Annotated in this window: 16 protein-coding genes; 7 read left to right on the top strand and 9 right to left on the bottom strand. The window is 64.6% G+C overall.

Translation table 11 applies throughout. The features are described 5' to 3' along the window. Window positions 1-244 precede the first annotated feature (244 nt). On the top strand, window positions 245-910 hold the full coding sequence (locus AWC12_RS22975; protein WP_234814119.1) for a hypothetical protein: 666 nt from the start codon (window positions 245-247) through the stop codon (window positions 908-910). Between the two features lie 56 nt (window positions 911-966). On the opposite strand, the gene AWC12_RS22970 is transcribed toward AWC12_RS22975, so the two are convergent. The 5 genes from AWC12_RS22970 to AWC12_RS22950 all read right to left on the bottom strand — a co-directional run bounded on the left by AWC12_RS22970 (window position 967) and on the right by AWC12_RS22950 (window position 4146). Next, window positions 967-1392 carry an arsenate-mycothiol transferase ArsC gene (locus tag AWC12_RS22970; protein ID WP_085177126.1) on the bottom strand — a complete coding sequence of 142 codons (426 nt, stop codon included), beginning with the start codon at window positions 1390-1392 and terminating at the stop codon, window positions 967-969. Between the two features lie 8 nt (window positions 1393-1400). After that, a complete protein-coding gene (locus AWC12_RS22965; protein ID WP_024447452.1) occupies window positions 1401-2078 on the bottom strand; it encodes an arsenate reductase ArsC in 678 nt (225 codons plus the stop codon). 3 nt (window positions 2079-2081) lie between these two features. Then, window positions 2082-3191 carry an ACR3 family arsenite efflux transporter gene (arsB, locus tag AWC12_RS22960; protein ID WP_085177124.1) on the bottom strand — a complete coding sequence of 370 codons (1110 nt, stop codon included), beginning with the start codon at window positions 3189-3191 and terminating at the stop codon, window positions 2082-2084. Then, complete coding sequence (locus AWC12_RS22955; RefSeq protein WP_085177122.1) at window positions 3188-3562, bottom strand: ArsR/SmtB family transcription factor; 375 nt, start codon at window positions 3560-3562, stop codon at window positions 3188-3190. Before AWC12_RS22955 ends, arsB begins: the two co-directional genes overlap by 4 nt. A 131-nt stretch (window positions 3563-3693) precedes the next feature. After that, on the bottom strand, window positions 3694-4146 hold the full coding sequence (locus AWC12_RS22950; RefSeq protein ID WP_085177120.1) for an ArsI/CadI family heavy metal resistance metalloenzyme: 453 nt from the start codon (window positions 4144-4146) through the stop codon (window positions 3694-3696). 102 nt (window positions 4147-4248) lie between these two features. Here AWC12_RS22950 and AWC12_RS22945 point away from each other — a divergent pair, with 102 nt between their 5' ends. Then, window positions 4249-4608, top strand: a complete 360-nt coding sequence (locus tag AWC12_RS22945; protein ID WP_085177118.1) for an Rv2640c family ArsR-like transcriptional regulator — start codon at window positions 4249-4251, stop codon at window positions 4606-4608. 647 nt (window positions 4609-5255) lie between these two features. On the opposite strand, the gene AWC12_RS22940 is transcribed toward AWC12_RS22945, so the two are convergent. Continuing rightward, window positions 5256-5900, bottom strand: a complete 645-nt coding sequence (locus AWC12_RS22940; protein WP_024447457.1) for a response regulator — start codon at window positions 5898-5900, stop codon at window positions 5256-5258. A 129-nt stretch (window positions 5901-6029) separates the two neighbouring features. Here AWC12_RS22940 and AWC12_RS22935 point away from each other — a divergent pair, with 129 nt between their 5' ends. Both AWC12_RS22935 and AWC12_RS22930 read left to right on the top strand, forming a co-directional pair. Beyond that, window positions 6030-7409: a WS/DGAT/MGAT family O-acyltransferase gene (locus AWC12_RS22935; protein ID WP_085177116.1), complete on the top strand. Its 1380-nt coding sequence runs from the start codon at window positions 6030-6032 to the stop codon at window positions 7407-7409. Further along, window positions 7406-8407, top strand: a complete 1002-nt coding sequence (locus tag AWC12_RS22930; protein WP_085177114.1) for a magnesium transporter — start codon at window positions 7406-7408, stop codon at window positions 8405-8407. Before AWC12_RS22935 ends, AWC12_RS22930 begins: the two co-directional genes overlap by 4 nt. Here the strand turns inward: AWC12_RS22930 and AWC12_RS22925 are convergent. Beyond that, the gene (locus AWC12_RS22925) at window positions 8357-12727 is read right to left on the bottom strand and encodes a cation-translocating P-type ATPase (protein ID WP_133057376.1); all 4371 of its coding nucleotides are present in this window, start codon (window positions 12725-12727) and stop codon (window positions 8357-8359) included. The genes AWC12_RS22930 and AWC12_RS22925 overlap by 51 nt on opposite strands. A 126-nt stretch (window positions 12728-12853) precedes the next feature. Between AWC12_RS22925 and AWC12_RS22920 the strand changes: the two genes are divergently transcribed. Beyond that, window positions 12854-13729, top strand: a complete 876-nt coding sequence (locus tag AWC12_RS22920) for a universal stress protein (RefSeq protein ID WP_085177113.1) — start codon at window positions 12854-12856, stop codon at window positions 13727-13729. 3 nt (window positions 13730-13732) lie between these two features. Here the strand turns inward: AWC12_RS22920 and AWC12_RS22915 are convergent, their stop codons facing one another. Next, entirely contained in the window at window positions 13733-14476 is a 744-nt protein-coding gene (locus AWC12_RS22915) for a ZIP family metal transporter (RefSeq protein WP_024447461.1), read from the bottom strand. A gap of 127 nt (window positions 14477-14603) precedes the next feature. Here AWC12_RS22915 and AWC12_RS22910 point away from each other — a divergent pair, with 127 nt between their 5' ends. Then, window positions 14604-15497: a universal stress protein gene (locus AWC12_RS22910; protein WP_024447462.1), complete on the top strand. Its 894-nt coding sequence runs from the start codon at window positions 14604-14606 to the stop codon at window positions 15495-15497. On the opposite strand, the gene AWC12_RS22905 is transcribed toward AWC12_RS22910, so the two are convergent. Continuing rightward, window positions 15459-16709 carry an alpha/beta hydrolase family protein gene (locus AWC12_RS22905; protein WP_085177111.1) on the bottom strand — a complete coding sequence of 417 codons (1251 nt, stop codon included), beginning with the start codon at window positions 16707-16709 and terminating at the stop codon, window positions 15459-15461. The two genes, AWC12_RS22910 and AWC12_RS22905, sit on opposite strands and share 39 nt — an antisense overlap. A gap of 97 nt (window positions 16710-16806) precedes the next feature. Here AWC12_RS22905 and AWC12_RS22900 point away from each other — a divergent pair, with 97 nt between their 5' ends. Next, the gene (locus AWC12_RS22900) at window positions 16807-17730 is read left to right on the top strand and encodes an alpha/beta hydrolase (RefSeq protein WP_234814118.1); all 924 of its coding nucleotides are present in this window, start codon (window positions 16807-16809) and stop codon (window positions 17728-17730) included. The last annotated feature ends 7 nt before the right edge of the window (window positions 17731-17737 follow it).

Below are 17737 nucleotides of genomic sequence, written 5' to 3'. Positions count from 1 at the left end.
GTGCTCACTCCCCGCCATGTCATTGGAGCACGTGCCACAGGACACGTTGGGCATAAATCGGTATCCGGGTACCCGGGGTAACGCGAGGTTGCGCTGTCGGGATGAGACCGCAGTCAAACGAACTGCGACCTTTCGCCGCCTTCCCATGGACGATCCGGTCAGAGGTGACGGAGCCGTCTCGGTCGGATGGCGATGTGGTGTCACAGAGTTTCTGGCCGGTCGGCTTGGTGCCATCATCGGACGAGTGGCACAGCAGACTGTGGAGAACACCGACAGCAGATTGGCGGCTCGGCTCGCCGCGTTGGCCTCACTTGGTGCCTCTGTCATTCATTTCGCGGTGGTCCCCGCCCACTGGCAAGAGTGGAAACCTGCAGGCGTCTTCTTTCTGTCGGCGGCGTTGTTCCAGTTGATGTGGTCGCGGATCGTTCTCGTCCGCACATCCGTTGGCGTGCTTGCCGCGGGGATTCTGCTCAACGTAGGCGCGATTGCGCTATGGGCGCTGTCCCGCACTGCAGGGGCGCCGGTGGGTCCCCATGCCGGCCAGGTCGAGCTGATAGCGGCCGCGGACCTGTGCGCACTGTTGCTTCAGATCTACGTGGTCATGGGCGCCGGTTGGGTGTGGTATCGCGGGCTGCGTGGAGGATCGGTACCTGCATTCGCCAACGCGGCGATCCTCCTGGTCGCCGTGGGCATCGTCACGCTCGCGTCCGTCGTCGGAGCTGCTTCAGGTCTCCGGCACGGCGACCATGGACACGGCGGCCATGGACACGGCGGCGACGCCGCTGAGGTTCGGGCTGCGGTGCCCGCGCCGGTCGGGTCGCCTCCAGGAGCCGCGCGACAGCCGGTCAGCGAGCCGCTTCCGGCGCCGCAACCTCTTGCCGGGCATGAGGATCACGACCACGCACACTGACGTCTCCCCGCTGGACTTCGCGGCGGGTCAACCGTCGCCGACTGGATACCGGTGATTCAGGCTGAATCCTTGGTCAGTCGCCGAAAAAGGTCGTCCACTCTGTTCGCGATGTCGTCGCGGACGAGGCGCATGCGCTCGATCCCGTCGATGCCCCGGTCGGACGGTTCGTCGGTCTCCCAGGTCTCGAAGGCCGTGCCGTCAACGGGTGTGACATGCGCTTCACGACCCAGCGTGATGACGTAGTCAACGTCTCGAACGCGTTCGGGGTCAATGGGTTTGGGTGCTTCCGCCGAGATGTCGACTCCGACTTCCTTGAGACTTTCCACCGAGAGGGCGTTGACGCTGCCACCGGGCTTGGTGCCCGCCGAATCAATGTCGACGCTGTCGCCGGCGAGCTTGCGCATCAGTGCTGCGGCCATCTGCGACTTGCCGGCGTTCTTGACACAGACGAACAGCACCGAGGGTTTCGGGTTTTCGACCATTCGACGGTTCAGCTTCGGCGGACGGCGACGCCAAGCTCATCGAGCAGGCGATGGACTCGTTCTTCGATGTCATCGCGGATGGGCCGGACGGACTCGACGGACTGCCCAGCAGGGTCGGGCAATTCCCAGTTCTCATAACGCTTGCCGGGGAAAATGGGGCAGGCGTCGCCACAACCCATCGTCACCACGACATCGGCGGCTTGGACGATCTCCTCGGTCCACGGTTTCGGGAACTCGCCGGCGATGTCGATGCCGACCTCGGCCATTGCTGCGACGGCCGAGGGGTTGACCTGATCACCGGGCTCCGAGCCACCCGACCACGCCACCGCGTTGTCACCCGCCAGGTGGGTGAAGTAGCCGAGCGCCATTTGCGAGCGGCCGGCGTTGTGGGTGCAAAGGAACAGCACGGTGGGCTTGCCGTCGGCGACCTTGCCCTCGACGCGCGCCAACGCGTTGAGGCGTTGACGGGCGAACCGTTCTGCCAGCAGTGGCAGGAAGTTGGGAACCGAAGCACGACCGGCGAATTGGTCGTAGGACGAGTGCAGGAAACGCTCAATGGTCTCGACACCGAAGGTGTCACCAAAGGTGCGTTGCAGACGCGTCGCGGCGGTCAGCAGCGCGTGCTGCTGATCGATCGACAGGTCGGCACGGATGTGGCGTTTGAACGCTACGGGGCTCTCGCTCATCATCTACTCCTTTGTTGATTCCGGCGGGGTATGGACGTGGTGAGGTGTGCGAATGCCGAACCTGCGGCGCAGCGCCAGCGATACGTACACCAGCGCCACCAGAACCGGCACCTCGATGAGCGGTCCGACCACTCCGGCCAGCGCTTGCCCGGAGGTTGCTCCATAGGTGGCGATCGCGACGGCGATCGCCAGTTCGAAGTTATTCCCGGCGGCGGTGAACGCCAAAGTCGTGGTGCGTTCGTAGCCCAATCCGATCACCGCACCCAGCAGGTAGCCGCCGCCCCACATGACCGCGAAGTAGACCAGCAGCGGCAGAGCAATGCGGACGACATCAAGCGGGCGGCTGGTGATCTGATCACCTTGGAGCGCAAAGAGAATGACAATGGTGAACAGCAAGCCGTACAGTGCCCAGGGCCCGATCACGGGAAGGAACTTCGATTCGTACCACTGTCTGCCTTTGGCCTTCTCACCGATACGGCGCGACAGGTAGCCGGCCAGCAGCGGTATTCCGAGAAAGATCAGCACCGACTTGGCAATCTGCCACGGCGAGGTGTCGATCGTCGTCTGTTCCAGGCCCAACCAGCCCGGCAGCACCGAGAGGTAGAACCAACCCAGGACCGCGAACATCAACACCTGGAACATCGAATTCAAGGCGACGAGCACGGCGGCGGCTTCGCGGTCGCCGCAGGCGAGGTCGTTCCAGATGATGACCATGGCGATGCAGCGCGCCAGCCCGACGATGATCAGTCCGGTGCGGTACTCGGGGAGGTCGGGCAGCATGAGCCAGGCGAGTGCGAACATCAGCGCCGGACCGAACACCCAGTTCAAAATCAGCGAGGACAGCAGCAGTTTGCGGTCGCCGGTGACGGTGTCGAGACGGTCGTAGCGCACTTTCGCCAGGACCGGATACATCATGATCAGCAGGCCCAGCGCTATCGGCAACGAAATGCCGTCGATGGCAACACTTTCCAGAACAGTGTTCAAGCCCGGAATCCACCGACCCAGCAGCAGTCCGGCGACCATGGCCAGGCCGATCCACAGCGGCAGGAAGCGGTCGAGGGTGGACAGCTTTCCGACGACAGCCGGAGTCGCGGCGGTGGAGGTCTCGGTCATACCGGCGTTCCCACGGCGTGCCCGCTGGCGCCCAAGACGCCGGCGAGGCTGGCGAGCGCCTCGGGCACGACGGCGTAGTAGACCCAGGAGGCGCGACGCTCGGAGGTGAGCAGGCCGGCGTCGCGAAGGACCTTGAGGTGATGCGACACAGTCGGCTGGGAAACCTCAAGCCCGGCCGACACGTCGCATACGCAGGCTTCCCCGCCCTCGTGGCTGGCGATCGCGCTGAACAGTTGAAGGCGCACCGGATCGGCGAGCGCCTTGAACCGCACGGCCATCTCGCCGGCTGCGGTTGCCGTGAGGGGCTCGCGCAAAAGAGAGCCCGGCGGACAACACTGGCCGTCGGCGGCGAGGCCGCTTGATTTCGACATTCATCGATATTGACATTCATCGAATCAATGTGCAAGTGAACGGTGAATGAATGAGCCCCTATACCCGGGAGAACGCCGTGCGGCGGTGGACATTCTCCGCAGTTAACCACCGCCGCAACGACTTTGGCGGACTATGGGGTGAGCTGGGTGCCGCAGCATACGCCAGCCGCCTCGGCACCGCTGCTTGCGGTGAGATGCTGCGGGCTGGTGCCGAACGTCTCGGAATCAGCGAGGACCGTGTAGACCTCCCATTTCTCCCCTGCCGGCCCTGTCACCCACACCTTGTCCTGGGTGGCGAAGCAACAGGTGGTGCCGATTTCTTCATCGGTGAACAGGCCTTCGCCGGTGAGCCGGGCAATCTCGGAGTGCACCTGATCACTGGAAGCCACCTCGACACCAAGATGGTTCAGCGTGCCGCCGTGGCCGGCGTTTTCGATCAACACCAACTTCAGGGGCGGTTCCGCCACGACGAAGTTGGCGTAGCCCGGCTTGATCTTGGCCGGGGCTGTATTGAAGAGCTTCGAGTAGAACGTGATCGCCTCATCGAGGTTGTCGACGTTGAGGGCCAATTGGACACGGGACATGATACGACCTCCACGGTAGCAATGCGACATATATCGAAGTAGCGCGCTAAGGCGAGCATGCCACCTTTTTGATATATGTCAATACTGTGACAGGATGCGTCTATGCCGAAAGCACTGCCGGTCATCGACATGTCCCAGCCTGTCTGCTGCGAACCTGTCGCCGCGGGGCCAGTCGATGACGACGTCGCACTGCAGATCGCGATGCGGCTCAAGGCAATCGCCGATCCCGTCCGAATCAAACTTGTGTCGCTGTTGTTCGGAAGCGCCGACGGGGAGGAAACCAGCAGCGCCCTGGCGACGGCGCTGGGAATCAGCGAATCAACCGCCAGTCACCATCTCGGCCAACTGCGCAACGCCGGCATCGTGTCGTCGGAACGCCGTGGAATGAACGTATTTCACAGGGTGCGACGCGAGGCCCTGAAGGCTTTGTGCGTCGTGCTTGATCCCAACTGTTGCACGTGACCTGTGATCAGCGTTGTCTCGCGCAGCCAATTGTCCATCTGTGAATGATGAAAGGCCGCAAGGCGCAACGATTTTCGTCGACGGCGCGACGACCAAGACGAAAGCGCTGGGCACCCGCCGGCTCCGGATCCGACGGTGCTCTGATGGCCGCCTCTCGCGCTCGGCCCCTGGTCATGCGGACCAGCGGATCTGCCATCACCCGGCTGCTTGAGTGTGACTCCCTGACAGTAGTGGACGTACACTGGAATAGATAGCGTCAAGTTGTGACGTGATCTGCGATCTGACGGCCAGCGCTAAATCGACCGTGTTCCAGGCGATCACATTCATTCACCGCCACGAACAGAAACGTGACCTTCGACTCTAGGCCTTAAGAAGCCCGAGTTTTAGGATCGGCAGCGGCAACACCCCGTGGGCTAGTGGTCAGGTCACCTCGGCCCCTGCCCGCCCCTCGGTGTCCATCTGGGGCGGCGTGGCGCCTACATTGAGACCCGTTGGCTTCGAACGCGGTTCGACGAAAGTTTTCGACGTGACTTGGAATGGGTCGGCACCCACCGGCGTTGCCATTCTGATCGCCGCTGCGGCCTGTGGTGACCCCGTCATCGGCGTCGACTCCTGGCTCCGTTGAGGTTTCGAGCTCAGACGTGAGCTCAACGATCACGGTTGGGGCGGTCGAGCCGCGAGACGAATGCGGCCGCCTGGGTGCGACGCTCCAATCCGAGCTTGGTGAGCAGTCGCGACACGTAATTCTTGACGGTCTTCTCGGCGAGGAACATCCGGCTCGCGATCTGCCGGTTGGTCAGTCCCTCGCCGAGTAGGTCCAGCAGCACTCTTTCCTGACTGGTCAACCCCGACAGCGGATCAGCGCGTTCAGCGGCGTCGCGCACTCGTGACATCAGCGCAGTCGCGGCTCGATTGTCGAGCAAGGACCGACCTGCGCCCACTTCCTTGATCGCCTTGGCGAGCTCCATACCCTTGATGTCCTTGATGACGTATCCGCTCGCTCCGGCGAGGATCGCATCGAGCATCGCTTCATCCGAGCTGAACGAGGTCAGCATCAGGCATCGCAGATTCGGCATCCGAGACAGGAGATCGCGGCACAACTCGACCCCGTTGCCATCAGGCAGGCGCACGTCGAGCACCGCCACGTCAGGATTGACGGCGGGTACCCGTGTCATCGCCTCCGCAACCGAGCCTGCCTCTCCCACCACGTCGAGCGCGGAGTCAGCACTCAGCAGGTCGATCAGTCCGCGCCGGACAACTTCGTGGTCATCGACCAGGAAAACACGGATCATCGCAGAGCCTTTCCACACTATCGATCAATGCTCTGCGACAGTGGATGTGACAAGTAGGGCCGCTGGTCCTCATCTGCGGGGGACCTCGGACTCTGCAAAGAGGCGTTCGCGCAACAGATAGTTCACGGTGTGGCACGTTTGAGTACCCTCGACGCCGGATTCCTGTACGCAGAAGACGCAGACCGGCACATCAGCCTGGCGGTCGGCGGGGTCTCGGTCTTGGAAGGTCCAGTGCCCGATTACGACGAGATCGTCGCGGCGATCGGGCGACGGGTCCTGGCGATCCCCCGCTTGCGGCAGGTGGTTCGCCGACAACCGTTCGATCTGTCCCCACCGGAATGGGTTGACGATCCCGCATTGGACCTGGCTCATCACATTCGCCGTGCCGCCCTTCCCCACCCCGGTGATGACGAGGCCCTGTTCCGGTTCACCGCAGAAGCGATGGAGACCAGACTCGACCGAGAACGGCCTCTCTGGCAGTGCTGGATCATCGAAGGCCTCGCGAACGATCGCTGGGCAATTCTGATGAAGGTGCACCACTGCGTCGCCGACGGCATCGCCACCATGCTCATGTTGACCGGGCTCAGCGACGCGGGCGAAGGAGACACCTATGTCGGCGCCATTCGAGCCGCCCACGAGCAGGCACGTCCCGGCTTTTCTCTTTCGATGCCGACGCTGAACCCTCTGCAGTGGGCGCGCACAGCGGCCAACGCCGTTTCGGCCGTCACCACGACAATCGGCGGCACGATCGAAATTCTCAACAGCTTGCTGCAGGCGGGCACCACAACGTCGTTGAACGGGCCCGTTACTACGATGCGCCGCTACAGCGCCGTGCACGTACCTCTGGCCGACGTGGCGTCGGTATGCCAGGCCTTCGACGTGACCATCAATGATGTTGCCTTGTCGGCCATTACAGACAGCTTCCGCGCAGCGCTGCAACGGCGTGGCGAACATCCTGAGAGGGATTCGTTGCGCACCCTCGTGCCGGTGTCGGTCCGAGGCAACGACGCGATGGGCCGGCTCGACAACCGAGTGTCGGTCATGCTCCCCTATCTGCCGGTCGACGAACCGGACCGAGTCGAGCAGTTGAAGGCTGTACACCAACGCCTCAACCGCGTCAAAGCCGGCGGGCAGCGTCAGGCCGCAAGTGCCGCGATGACCGCGACCAGGTTTCTGCCCTTCGCGATGGCCGCCCGTCTGATCCGTACCGTGACCGCGCTGCCTCAGCGAGGCGTGGTCACCTTGGCGACCAACGTGCCCGGGCCACAACGACATCTGCAGATGATGGGCTGCGACGTGGTGCGCATGCTTCCTGTTCCGCCTGTGGCGCTGCGGCTTCGAGTCGCGGTCGCAATCTTGAGCTACGGGCAGGACTTGATCTTCGGGATCACGACCGATTTCGACGCGTTCCCCGACGTCGACGAACTCGCCAGGGGAATCGTGGACGCAGTGGCCGGCCTCGCCGCTGCCGCTCGGACACCATACGGATCCGTCCGGGCCGGCGGATGACGCCGGGACAGGCGTTGACCTCTGCTCAGCACCATCTGCTCGGCCCCGCAGACCAGGCGCTGCACCATGCATCCACTGACGTTCCCGCATTCCGCCCGGACACCCTGGTCACCGATGCGCTTGGCACCATGCGCGGCAGACGCTTCGAGAGCGCATCGGCGGTAGCTGTCCTCGACGACGAGCGCCGTATCGTCGGAATCGCCACGATCGAGGCGATGTTCGCGGCCGACAACGAGCAGCGCCTGCGAGATGTCATGGACCCGACGCCCCCGGTGGTTGCGCCCCGCACCGACCAGGAACACGCGGCGTGGCAGGCAGTGCAGCGGGCTGAGCCTTACCTGGCCGTCGTCGACGAGAAGCGCACATTCCTGGGACTGATCTCTCCGCAGCGTCTGCTCGGCATCCTGCTGCAGGAACACGACGAAGATCTGGCACGACTCGGGGGGTTCCTCCATGACGTCGAGTCAGCGAGGTCGACGAGCGTGGAGTCGGTACGGAAGCGGTTGTGGCACAGACTTCCCTGGCTGATCGTCGGGCTTCTCGGCGCCATGATCTCTGCGGTGATGATGACGGCGTTCGATGACGTGCTCGAAGCTGATCTGGCCATCGCGTATTTCGTTCCGGGCATCGTCTATCTCGCCGACGCGGTAGGCACGCAGACCGAGACGCTGGCAATCCGGGGACTCTCAGTCGGAGTTGGCATCCGGCGGATTACCGTGCGCGAAGGCCTGACCGGTCTGCTGATGGGACTGTTACTCGGTACCATCATGTGGCCCGTGGTGGCCATGATGACTGCGAGTTCCGCTCTGGCGAGCGCAGTCTCGCTAGCCATCGTGGGTGCGAGCACGGTGTCGACGCTCGTCGCTCTGTGCCTGCCCTGGCTGCTGCATAGACTCGGCAAGGATCCCGCGTTCGGCGCCGGACCGCTTGCGACTGTGTTCCAGGATCTACTGTCGATCTTGTTCTACTTGGGCGCTGTCAGTCTGCTGCTCAACTGAATCCGCGGTCCTGAAGCGATCGGCGATATTGGTGAGAACTCCCGGGGCGAGGGCCGAGACCGCGGTGGCCGCCGACGCCGCGAGTAGGCCCTGCGCCCACCCGATCGGCGTCAACGGTGTGCAGCCGAAAAGCTGACTTATGCCCGGTGTGCTGATGACAACGCCCATGGCCGCGAGACTGCCCACCGAGGTCAGGACCACGCCGGGGCTGTTGGAATCGATGAGCGTCTGCAGCAGCTGCGCGCCGACCAGACCGACCAACGCCAGCGTCGATGCGTGCCTTGCGGTGCCGGTGGGGCGGGCTATCAGCCATGCCAGTGTCGCACCACTGGCCGTTGCCACTCCCCTGATACCGATGTCTTTCCAGAGCGCCGCCTCATCATGCGGGCCCGGGGAGGTGTTCTTCTGCTCGCTGACGGCCAACGCTGCCGCCGGAAACGCATCCGTGAGGAGATTCACCAGCAACATCTGCCGCGTGTTCAGCGCCGAATCTCCCGTCAGCAAGGTCGTGATCAGCGCGAAACCGACCTCGCCGGCATTGCCACCGAGAAGGACCGACACGGCGGAATGAACCCGCCGCCACAACTGATGCCCCTCGTCGATCGCATCCAGCAGCGCCTCGATGCGGCCGTCGAGAAGCATGACATCCGCCGCTGTTCGCGCCGGGGCACTGCCGCGGGCCACCACACCAACTCCGATACTTGCAGCGCGAATCGCTGCCGCGTCGTTGGCGCCGTCACCGACCATCGCGGTCACCAGGCCCATCTTCTCCAGCGCCTGAACCACATCGATCTTGTGCTCCGGCGACATCCGCGCGAACACCCGGCACCGTGCGGCCGCAGCTTCTCGTTGATCAGGAGTCATTGTCTCCCAATCTATTCCGGTGATGACCTCGTCGGCACTGACGAGCAATCCGAGTTCGGATGCGACGGCTCGGGCTGTGACCGGGTGATCGCCGGTGATCAGTCGGACCCCGATATGGCGGCGTTGCAGCTCCGTGAGGAGGCCGCGGGCCGCCGGCCGCGGAGTGTCGGCCAACCCGATGAGTCCGACGGGAGTCAAGCCACTTCGGCACAGCGACTCGAAGGACGACGTATCCGCTGCCGCGGCAGCCGCTTGCTCGTCACTGAGGTGGCGCTCGGCGACAGCCAGCACCCGCAGGCCTCGCTCTCCCATGTCGGCAACCAGGCCGCCGAAGGCACCGCCACCGTCGGCGACAGCCGCCGAAAGGGTCTCCGGTGCACCTTTGACAGCGATGGTCTTGCCCTTGAGCGCCGCGGCGAAAGGGCGATCGGACTGGAACGGCAGAAATGCGTCGCGGCCGTCAACGTCCTGGTCAAACTGTCGACGGTCCCCCTCGACAGCCTCTCGGATAGCCTGATCCGTGGCGTGCTGAGCCCGGTGCCCCGCTCGCGCGAAGGTGGTCCGCGCTGCGGTGGTGAGTACATCGGAATCAGTACGGCCGGACATCGGATGCACCGATCTCACGCGCAGATGGTTCTCGCTCAGCGTGCCGGTCTTGTCGAAGCAAACGACATCGAGCCGGGCAAATGCTTCGACGGAATGCGGGTTTCGAACCAGGACCGCTTTGTCGCTGAGCCTACCCGCGGCCGCCTGCTGGGCGAGCGTCGCGACAAGGGGCAACCCTTCGGGCACCGCTGCCACCATCACCGACACGGCGCTGGCCAGGGCATGCTTGAGCGGCAAACCCCGAAGTCCGCCCAACACACCGACCAGCGCGCCACCGACGACGCTGACGGGCAGGGCGCGATGGGTGATGTGTCGCAGTTGGGTGTGCAGACCGATCTCGCTGGACTTCCGGGGCGCCATCGCCATGGCGCGCCGCATCTCCGTACCCGGTCCGACGGCGGTCACCACCGCCAGCGCGGTGCCCGAAAGCACTGTGCTGCCGCCGAAGAGCATGCACTCGCGTTCGGCGAGCGGAGCGCCCGGGGTGGCGCCGACACTCTTCGACACGGGGAGTGACTCGCCGGTCAGTGCCGATTCGTCCACCTCGACGTCTGATACATCGAGCAATCGTGCGTCAGCCGGAACCACCTCACCACCTCGCACCTCGATGATGTCGCCGGGGCGCAGACGGTCGGCCGCTACGGTGTCGTGCCTTCCGACCGACAATGGCCCGATGCGTCTACGAGCGGCAGGTTCCTGCACCGCCAGCAGACGGTTCAGCACATGTTCGGCGTGAAGCTGTTGTTCGGCCGACACGGCGGCGTTGGCCAGCAATACCCCGGCGACGAGAACCGCGTCGACGGCGGACCCGAGCAGCGCGCTCGCGGCCGCGCCGGTGATGGGCAGCGGCGTGATGGGGTCGTCCAAGTCGTGCCGCATCTCGGCAACAAATTCCCGCACCGCCGCCCACGTCGTCCTGTCCTTGGCGGCCGGCCCTCCACTCGGGTCGTTGACCGGGATATCGTCCGCCGGGCGGGGCAGCAATCGGCAGACTTCGTCGGCCGGTAGGCAGTGCCAGTCATGGCGCGGCTCCGGATGGGGGGCTGGATCGCGAAAAACCCTGTTGGCGGCGGTGATACCACTCCACAGACTGGCGGCTGAACCGATGCTCACCGACGCCGGTCCGCGTCCGACCACGCCGGGAACCAGCATCAGTGCACCGATCGCCGACGCCGACGCCGACAGTCTCACTGCCTGGTCGCTGGCTCGGCGAGCTGCCGGCAATGCACGCAGTACGCGCCACGCCCCGGTGAGATCCGTGACAAAGACATCGGCGCCCCACGGCGGCGAATCATCCTCGCGCATCAGGCCGATCGTGACGTGAGCGGAGTGCGAGACGTTCATCTCAGATGTGGTCACCAGTGCGACAGTCGCTCCCTCAGAGGTCAGTGCCGATACCGCGTCTGCGACGGCGTTGTCCACCGACCCTCGGGCCGTCTGCAGTTGATCGAACCCTTCTGCAAGAGAATGAAGCCCGTCGTCCTCGACGGAGATCACCCGCAGGTTGGTTCTGCGCGCCTCGGCGAGAAGCGCGGAGGCGTGCGGGTCCCGAACTGGACTGACGAGCACCTCGCCGATACCTTCTTCGGGGCAAACGGTGGAGAGTGGATGCCAGCCGACACCCAATTCACCTCTCTCCAAGGCGGTTCGCGCAGCCTCCCATGCCGAGGCCCGATGCGAGTTCTCCAGTCCACCAATTCGGCTGACTGTCACCCCGCGGGTGTAGAGGGCCCGCGGATCTATCACGATCGCGTCCACACGATCCAGCAATCGGAGAGTCCTGGAGGACATCACCAGCGATCCATGATGGGCGTCCAGCCCCCGGGTCATCGTGGCACCGAAGGCTTCTCGCGCCGCGCGCAACGGTTTGGGGACGGCGATCAGAGCGGCCTGCGCGGCAAGATCCGCACTGCCGGTCGCTGCGCCGAGTACCGCGGCGGCCCCGAGCCCGACGGCCGCGGCGTGGCTTGCGTAGCGATCAGCCGGCGCTGCAGTGCGAAACAGATCAGTGCAGCTGGCGCGCGCAGCACCCCCTGACGTCGGGCGTCGCGCGAGTTCAGGTTCGCGCTCCTGCCACGCGCGTCGTGCAGTCCATGCTTCGGTGACAAGAACCGCTCGCCCCAGTGCCTCTGCCACCGCCGACGCCGGTGACGCGGTGAGCGCCGCGGTTGCCGAATTGGCCAGCGCAAAAAGCATGTCGGTGGCATCAGCACCGACACGTTCTTCGATCTGGCGGCGCAGAACGGGCGTGTGGTCGACGACAGTGGTAGGCACCGACACGGCCTTGGCGAGGCGGGGCAGTCCCACGGCACCCCCAACCATCGTCAAACCCACAGCTGCTGCGGCGACCCCGACTGCCGCAACTCGGGCTGCGAGCACCTCGTCGTCACCGGGGAGGCTGATGCCCGCAGATGTCGTGGCCGCCGCGCCTGTCCTGCGTTCAGCCTCGGCGACGACAGCCGACAGCCGCGCGGCCGACGGACCGCCGTCGCCGACCGTCACCAAGACCCGCGAAATGGGTGCGACGAGTACGGCATCGTCAACTCCCGGTGTCGCCCAGATCGCGCTGAGCACGGCGTCGCCGATCTGTTCACCGTCTTCGCTGTCGAGCCCGCGCACCTCGACCCAGCGCCGTGACCCGTGCGATGACGTGCGCCGAGCGCGAGGGCCGCCCACTGCTTCCCGCGCAACCCCGGCAAGAGCTCGCCCCATTGCGGTCAGCTCAGAGAGCGGCTCACCACTGAGAGCCACGCCAGCCACCGCAGTGACAGCGGATCTCGTCGTTCCGACGGCTGTGCGGGTGCCAGAAGTCGCAAGCGTCATGGGCAGGCCGACGAGCTCTCTGAGCATGACCGGGATTCTGCTGCGCACGCGGCCGGTCCGGAAGGGCCGAAGGTCTCTACAGTGGAGGCGGGAACTCTCCTAGTGTCGAAATCGCAGGACGACGCGCACTGATGCGGAAATGAGGATGACACGATGGCCGCTCAAACAGATTTCGAACGGATCGTTGTGGGCGTCGATGATTCGACATCCTCTGAGCCCGCTCTCGAATGGGCCGCCAACGAAGCGGCCATGCGCGACGTACCTTTGGCGATCCTGTATGCGGCTTCTCTTCCCATAGCCGCGTGGCCCGTGGCGCCGATACCCACCGGCTACATGGACTGGCAGGCGGAGGTCGGTCGAGAGATTCTCGCCGACGCCGAGCAGATTGCCAACAAACTCACCGGGTCAACGTTGGCTATCACCACCGAATTCGTTGTCGCAACGCCGACCTCCGCTCTGGTGGCAGCCTCCAAATCAGCAGGCATGGTCATCGTCGGCTCCCGCGGACAGGGTGCGCTCGCACGCACGATCCTGGGCAGCGTGAGCACCGGACTCGTCCACCGCGCCCATTGCCCGGTCGTCGTCGTCCACGACGATGAGCCACCACCTGATGCCGGTGCGCCCGTGCTGCTGGGCTTCGACGGCTCCCCCGAGGCGGAGCCGGCTGTCAAACTGGCCTTCGAGGAAGCCGCGCTGCGGCGCGTCAAACTCGTCGCGCTGCATGCCTGGTGGTCACCGGGAGCGTTCGAGATGCCCGGTTTCGATTGGGAGGACATCCGGCCCGAAGTCGACGACGAGGTATCTCGCCAGCTGGCTGCGTGGCAGAGGCGCTACCCCGACGTGGTGGTCGAGCGCATCGTGATTCCCGACAGGCCGGCTCACCAACTTGTCGAGCATGCCCAATCAGCACAGCTCGTCGTCGTCGGCAGTCACGGCTACGGTGCCATCGCAAGCACGCTGCTGGGTTCGGTCAGTAGTGCCGTCGTCCAGGCTGCAAGGGTTCCTGTGATCGTGACGCGTCCGAAGTAAACCTCAGCGAGCCAGAGCATCCCACGATGTGATCGCATCGAGGATCAGCAATCCCGCCACAAACGTGGCAAAGAACACGACCTTGTCCGTCACACGTGGGGACGCCACCATCTCTGGTACCAGATCGGCGAGGGCGATGTAGATGAAATTGCCTGCGGCAAAGGGGATGAGGAAGCCGGTGTCGACATGGCCAGCAACCAGATAGGCCAGTAACGCCCCCAGCAGGAAGGTCAGCGCAGACGCGAAGTTGTACATCAATGCCCGCGAAGCAGACCAGCCGCTGTGCAGCAGTATCCCGAAATCTCCTAGCTCCTGCGGGATTTCGTGGGCCGCGGCCACTACCCACGTCACAATGCCCAGCCTGATGTCAGCGATGAAGGCACTTCCCACCGCCAAACCACCGATCAGATTGTGCAACCCGTCGGCGAGCAGAATGAGGTAACCGAGCGGCCGATGCCCGCTCACCGGCCGATGGCAGTGATGCCAGTTCAAGAACTGCTCCAGTACGTGGAACGTGACGATACCCGCAGCGCACCAGGTAAATGCTGGTCTGATGCCGGCATCTGTGATGCCTTCCGGAAGCATGTGGAACAGCGCGCCGCCCAGCAGCGCGCCTGCGGCCAGCGCCACCAGAGGCATGACCACGCGAGCGAACAGCCGCTCGGGGATCAACAGCGCAGCGCTCCCCACAAGAGCGAGCGCGCTCATGGCCATGCCCGCCGCGATGATCCACAGCACCACCGGCATGTCCCGACACTATCGGCGCCCGATAGCGGCCGCGGAGGCCCAAAGGCCCCTTCACGCAAAGACCAATGACTCCAGAACGTACGTGCAACGCGGCCTTAAGATGCCGCAAGATGAGGAAGGAATGACTGTGGCCGCGTTTGAATCAGAGGCAGAAATCGTGGTCGGCATCGACGGATCGTGCGCGTCTGCGACGGCTGTGAGATGGGCCGCCCACGATGCCGCGTTGCGCGACCGGGCATTGCGGCTGGTGCATGTGGTTCCGCCTATCGTGATGCCGCGCACGCCGTGGCCCGAACTACCTGTGGCGTACGCACGCTGTGCAGAGGAGCGGGCTCAGCACATCACCGCGCGGGCCTACGCATCGGCGCTGGACGCTGCACCGCAGCGCGCATCGTCGATCGCCACACAGATCGTCCATGGACCGGTGGTGCCGACTCTGGCGGCGATGTCGAAACAAGCCGAGATGCTCGTCGTCGGCTGTCTGGGCGAGACCGCGGCCAGCCGTGCGTTGATCGGCTCGATCAGTTCGGCCCTGGTGCACCGAGCGCACTGTCCGATCGCTGTGATCCACGGCGAGCAAAGACCTTCCCCGAAGGCGCCGGTAGTAGTCGGAATCGATGGATCCGAAGAATCTGCCCTGGCAGCGGCTATCGCGTTCGACGAGGCTTCCCGTCGAGACGTGGGCCTAGTTGCGTTGCACGCGTGGAGCGACATGGGCCCACTCGGCTTTCCGGATTTCAGCTGGGCGCCCATCGACTGGCGCGATGTGGAGGAACACGAGGAAAAGGAATTCGCTGCTTTCCTGGCACCTTTCCGAGATCAGTTCCCAGATGTTCCGGTGCATCCGGTGGTGGTGTGTGATGGACCGGTGAATCGGCTGCTGGAGCAGGCCGATGCGGCCCAGCTGATCGTCGTGGGGAGCCACGGCCGCGGCGGCGTGGCGGGCGCGCTACTGGGCTCGGTGAGTACCGCCGTGGTTCAGTCAGCCCAGATTCCGGTGATCGTCGCGCGGCAGGGCTGACCCGCCATCACGTGCCGACCCGTCGCGGTCCGTCGCTGGGTCAAAGCTTCCGACCAGCCCCGACTGCACGAGAGCATCGGTGACGAATTTGTGCACCGGACGCGACTGAAAGAATCCGGCGTGGCCCCCTCGATACCACTCGATATTCGGCCGGCCCCAGTGTTCCCAGAGCCGAGTCACCTGTTCGCGCGGATGGACAACCTGGTCTGCCAGTCCTGCGTAGATGAACCTGCCGGCCAGCCGAACACGCGGCGTCAGCGACAGCGGTGAAATCATCCGGCCTAGCGCACTCGCCAGCAGGATGGTTCGACGGCGCGGATCGTCGGAGTCGAGGCCAGAATGGTGGGCCAGCAGTTCGATGAGATCCGCCACCGGCACGCCCAGCACCGCGCATGTCAAGTCCTCTTCGAGGCTGGCGACCAGCGCGGCGACGAAACCTCCCAGCGACAGTCCGTACAGGCCTGTCGGGGCGCTGGTCGGCTGTTGTCGGCGGATCCAGCCGATGAGCGCCCGGATGTCCCAGACAGCCTGGGCCGGCGCGTGGATGTCGTCGAGAATGTCTTCGCCGGGAAAGACCGCCCCTTTCGGTAGTCCCTTGCTGCGGGGTCCGTGCATGGGCAGCACCGGCAGCACCACATTGAGGCCGAGCGTATCGTGCAGGTACCAGGCTCGAAACAGAGCGAGATCCAGTGCTGCCCTGCCCATTTCCGTACCATGGATACACACCAGCCAAGGGCGTGGCTCCTCGTGGCGCAGCATGAGTGCATAACCGTGGCCCACAGAACTGTACGCCGACCATCGGCCGGCGCCCGGTTCCTCACGATGTGGCCGGTAGTCGCTGTCCCAGCGCAGGCGAGCGTAGGAATGGTTCCGGCGGTGCACGGGCGTGACCTCGACATCGGTGAGCGGCGAAGGCGCCGCGAAGAAGCCCTGGGGGTTCTGCAGCCATCCGCGCCGTCCGTAGAACTCGAGACCGTCGACGACCTCTTGATGAATGCGCGCAAAGGCTTTGGGATCGCTCACGGGTCGGCGTGCCCGGAGCCCGAGCAGCACGACTTCGTCACGCAACGCCTCGACCGCCAACGCGACTGTCGGTCGCGCGACCGGCAGCTGGGGCGAGTCGTCGACGATGTAGTCCCGCCACGACCGGGCGTAATAACCTCCCGTTCTGGTCAGCGGACGAAAGGCATCGCGCAGTGAAGGTGGTGCCATGCTCTGAGACGGTAGTTCCGGCCCCGTACGCTCACAGGGGGCCTTGGTCACATCCGAAATGGTACAAAGACATTCACCGAGGACTAGATTTGTGGGTGTGCGGTACAGCACGACGCAGGTGAGGTTCACCGCCGGTGGGTCGCGGATCGCCGGCGAGCTCCACCTTCCCGAGAGCGGGCAGCCGTACGCATGCGTGGTTTTCGCCCATGGCTTTTCGGGCACGATGGATTGGATCCTTCCAGACTTCGCCCGCGTCTTCGCCACAGCCGGACTGGCGGTCCTGACCTTCGATTACCGCCATTTCGGCCTGAGTGAAGGCGATCCCCGACAGCTTGTCGACACCCGACGCCAACTCGAGGACATCCGGGCCGCGGTCGATTTCGTCAGGGGCCACGAAGCGGTCGACGCAGAACAGATCGCCCTGTGGGGCACCTCCCTCGGAGGCGGACACGTTCTCAGGATTGCCGCCGACGACCCGCGGGTCGCGGCGGTGGTGGCCAACGTCCCCGGAATCGACATGTACGCCGGCCTACGAGGCCGCGCCAAGTCACCTACCTTTCGGCCGGAGCCCGCACGCACCGCGATCGCAACGGCGCACTTGGTGATCGCCGCCCTACTCGACGAGATCCGCGGTCGGCTGGGACGCCCACCGCACTATGTACCCGTCTTCGGACGATTCGGATCGGCGATATTCGCCGACCCCGCTCTAACCGAACGCTTTCGAGATCTGGAGGCACACTCGCGCACCTGGCGCAACAGCGTGACACCCCGGTTCCTCTTCCACGCCCCGCGATATCGCAGCGGTACCTTCGAAAGAATCCGATGCCCCGTGTTGGTCACTCTCGCGCGCGACGATGCCCAGATTTCTTCGGCTTTCGTCAAGCGAAACATCGGGCAAAGCAGAAATACTGAGATAAAAGAGTATCCCGTCGGGCATTTCGACGTCTATCACGGCGCGGTGCGCGACCGAGTCGCGCACGATCACTGCGACTTCCTGATTCGGCACCTGTCTCACCCGTGACGCTGAG

The organism is Mycolicibacterium iranicum (assembly GCF_002101705.1).
Classification (GTDB): Bacteria; Actinomycetota; Actinomycetes; order Mycobacteriales; family Mycobacteriaceae; genus Mycobacterium; species Mycobacterium iranicum.
Note: the sequence above shows the minus strand (reverse complement) of the source record. Positions and strands in the feature narration are given on the sequence as shown.

Excerpts from the sequence above, each read along its gene's own strand:
- AWC12_RS22940 (WP_024447457.1), bottom strand. The coding sequence starts at position 5,900 with ATGATCCGTGTTTTCCTGGTCGATGACCACGAAGTTGTCCGGCGCGGA.
- AWC12_RS22945 (WP_085177118.1), top strand. The coding sequence starts at position 4,249 with ATGCCGAAAGCACTGCCGGTCATCGACATGTCCCAGCCTGTCTGCTGC.
- AWC12_RS22970 (WP_085177126.1), bottom strand. The coding sequence starts at position 1,392 with ATGGTCGAAAACCCGAAACCCTCGGTGCTGTTCGTCTGTGTCAAGAAC.
- AWC12_RS22915 (WP_024447461.1), bottom strand. The coding sequence starts at position 14,476 with ATGCCGGTGGTGCTGTGGATCATCGCGGCGGGCATGGCCATGAGCGCG.
- AWC12_RS22930 (WP_085177114.1), top strand. The coding sequence starts at position 7,406 with ATGACGCCGGGACAGGCGTTGACCTCTGCTCAGCACCATCTGCTCGGC.
- AWC12_RS22950 (WP_085177120.1), bottom strand. The coding sequence starts at position 4,146 with ATGTCCCGTGTCCAATTGGCCCTCAACGTCGACAACCTCGATGAGGCG.
- AWC12_RS22965 (WP_024447452.1), bottom strand. The coding sequence starts at position 2,078 with ATGAGCGAGAGCCCCGTAGCGTTCAAACGCCACATCCGTGCCGACCTG.
- AWC12_RS22955 (WP_085177122.1), bottom strand. The coding sequence starts at position 3,562 with ATGTCGAAATCAAGCGGCCTCGCCGCCGACGGCCAGTGTTGTCCGCCG.
- AWC12_RS22905 (WP_085177111.1), bottom strand. The coding sequence starts at position 16,709 with ATGGCACCACCTTCACTGCGCGATGCCTTTCGTCCGCTGACCAGAACG.
- AWC12_RS22925 (WP_133057376.1), bottom strand. The coding sequence starts at position 12,727 with ATGCTCAGAGAGCTCGTCGGCCTGCCCATGACGCTTGCGACTTCTGGC.
- arsB (WP_085177124.1), bottom strand. The coding sequence starts at position 3,191 with ATGACCGAGACCTCCACCGCCGCGACTCCGGCTGTCGTCGGAAAGCTG.
- AWC12_RS22920 (WP_085177113.1), top strand. The coding sequence starts at position 12,854 with ATGGCCGCTCAAACAGATTTCGAACGGATCGTTGTGGGCGTCGATGAT.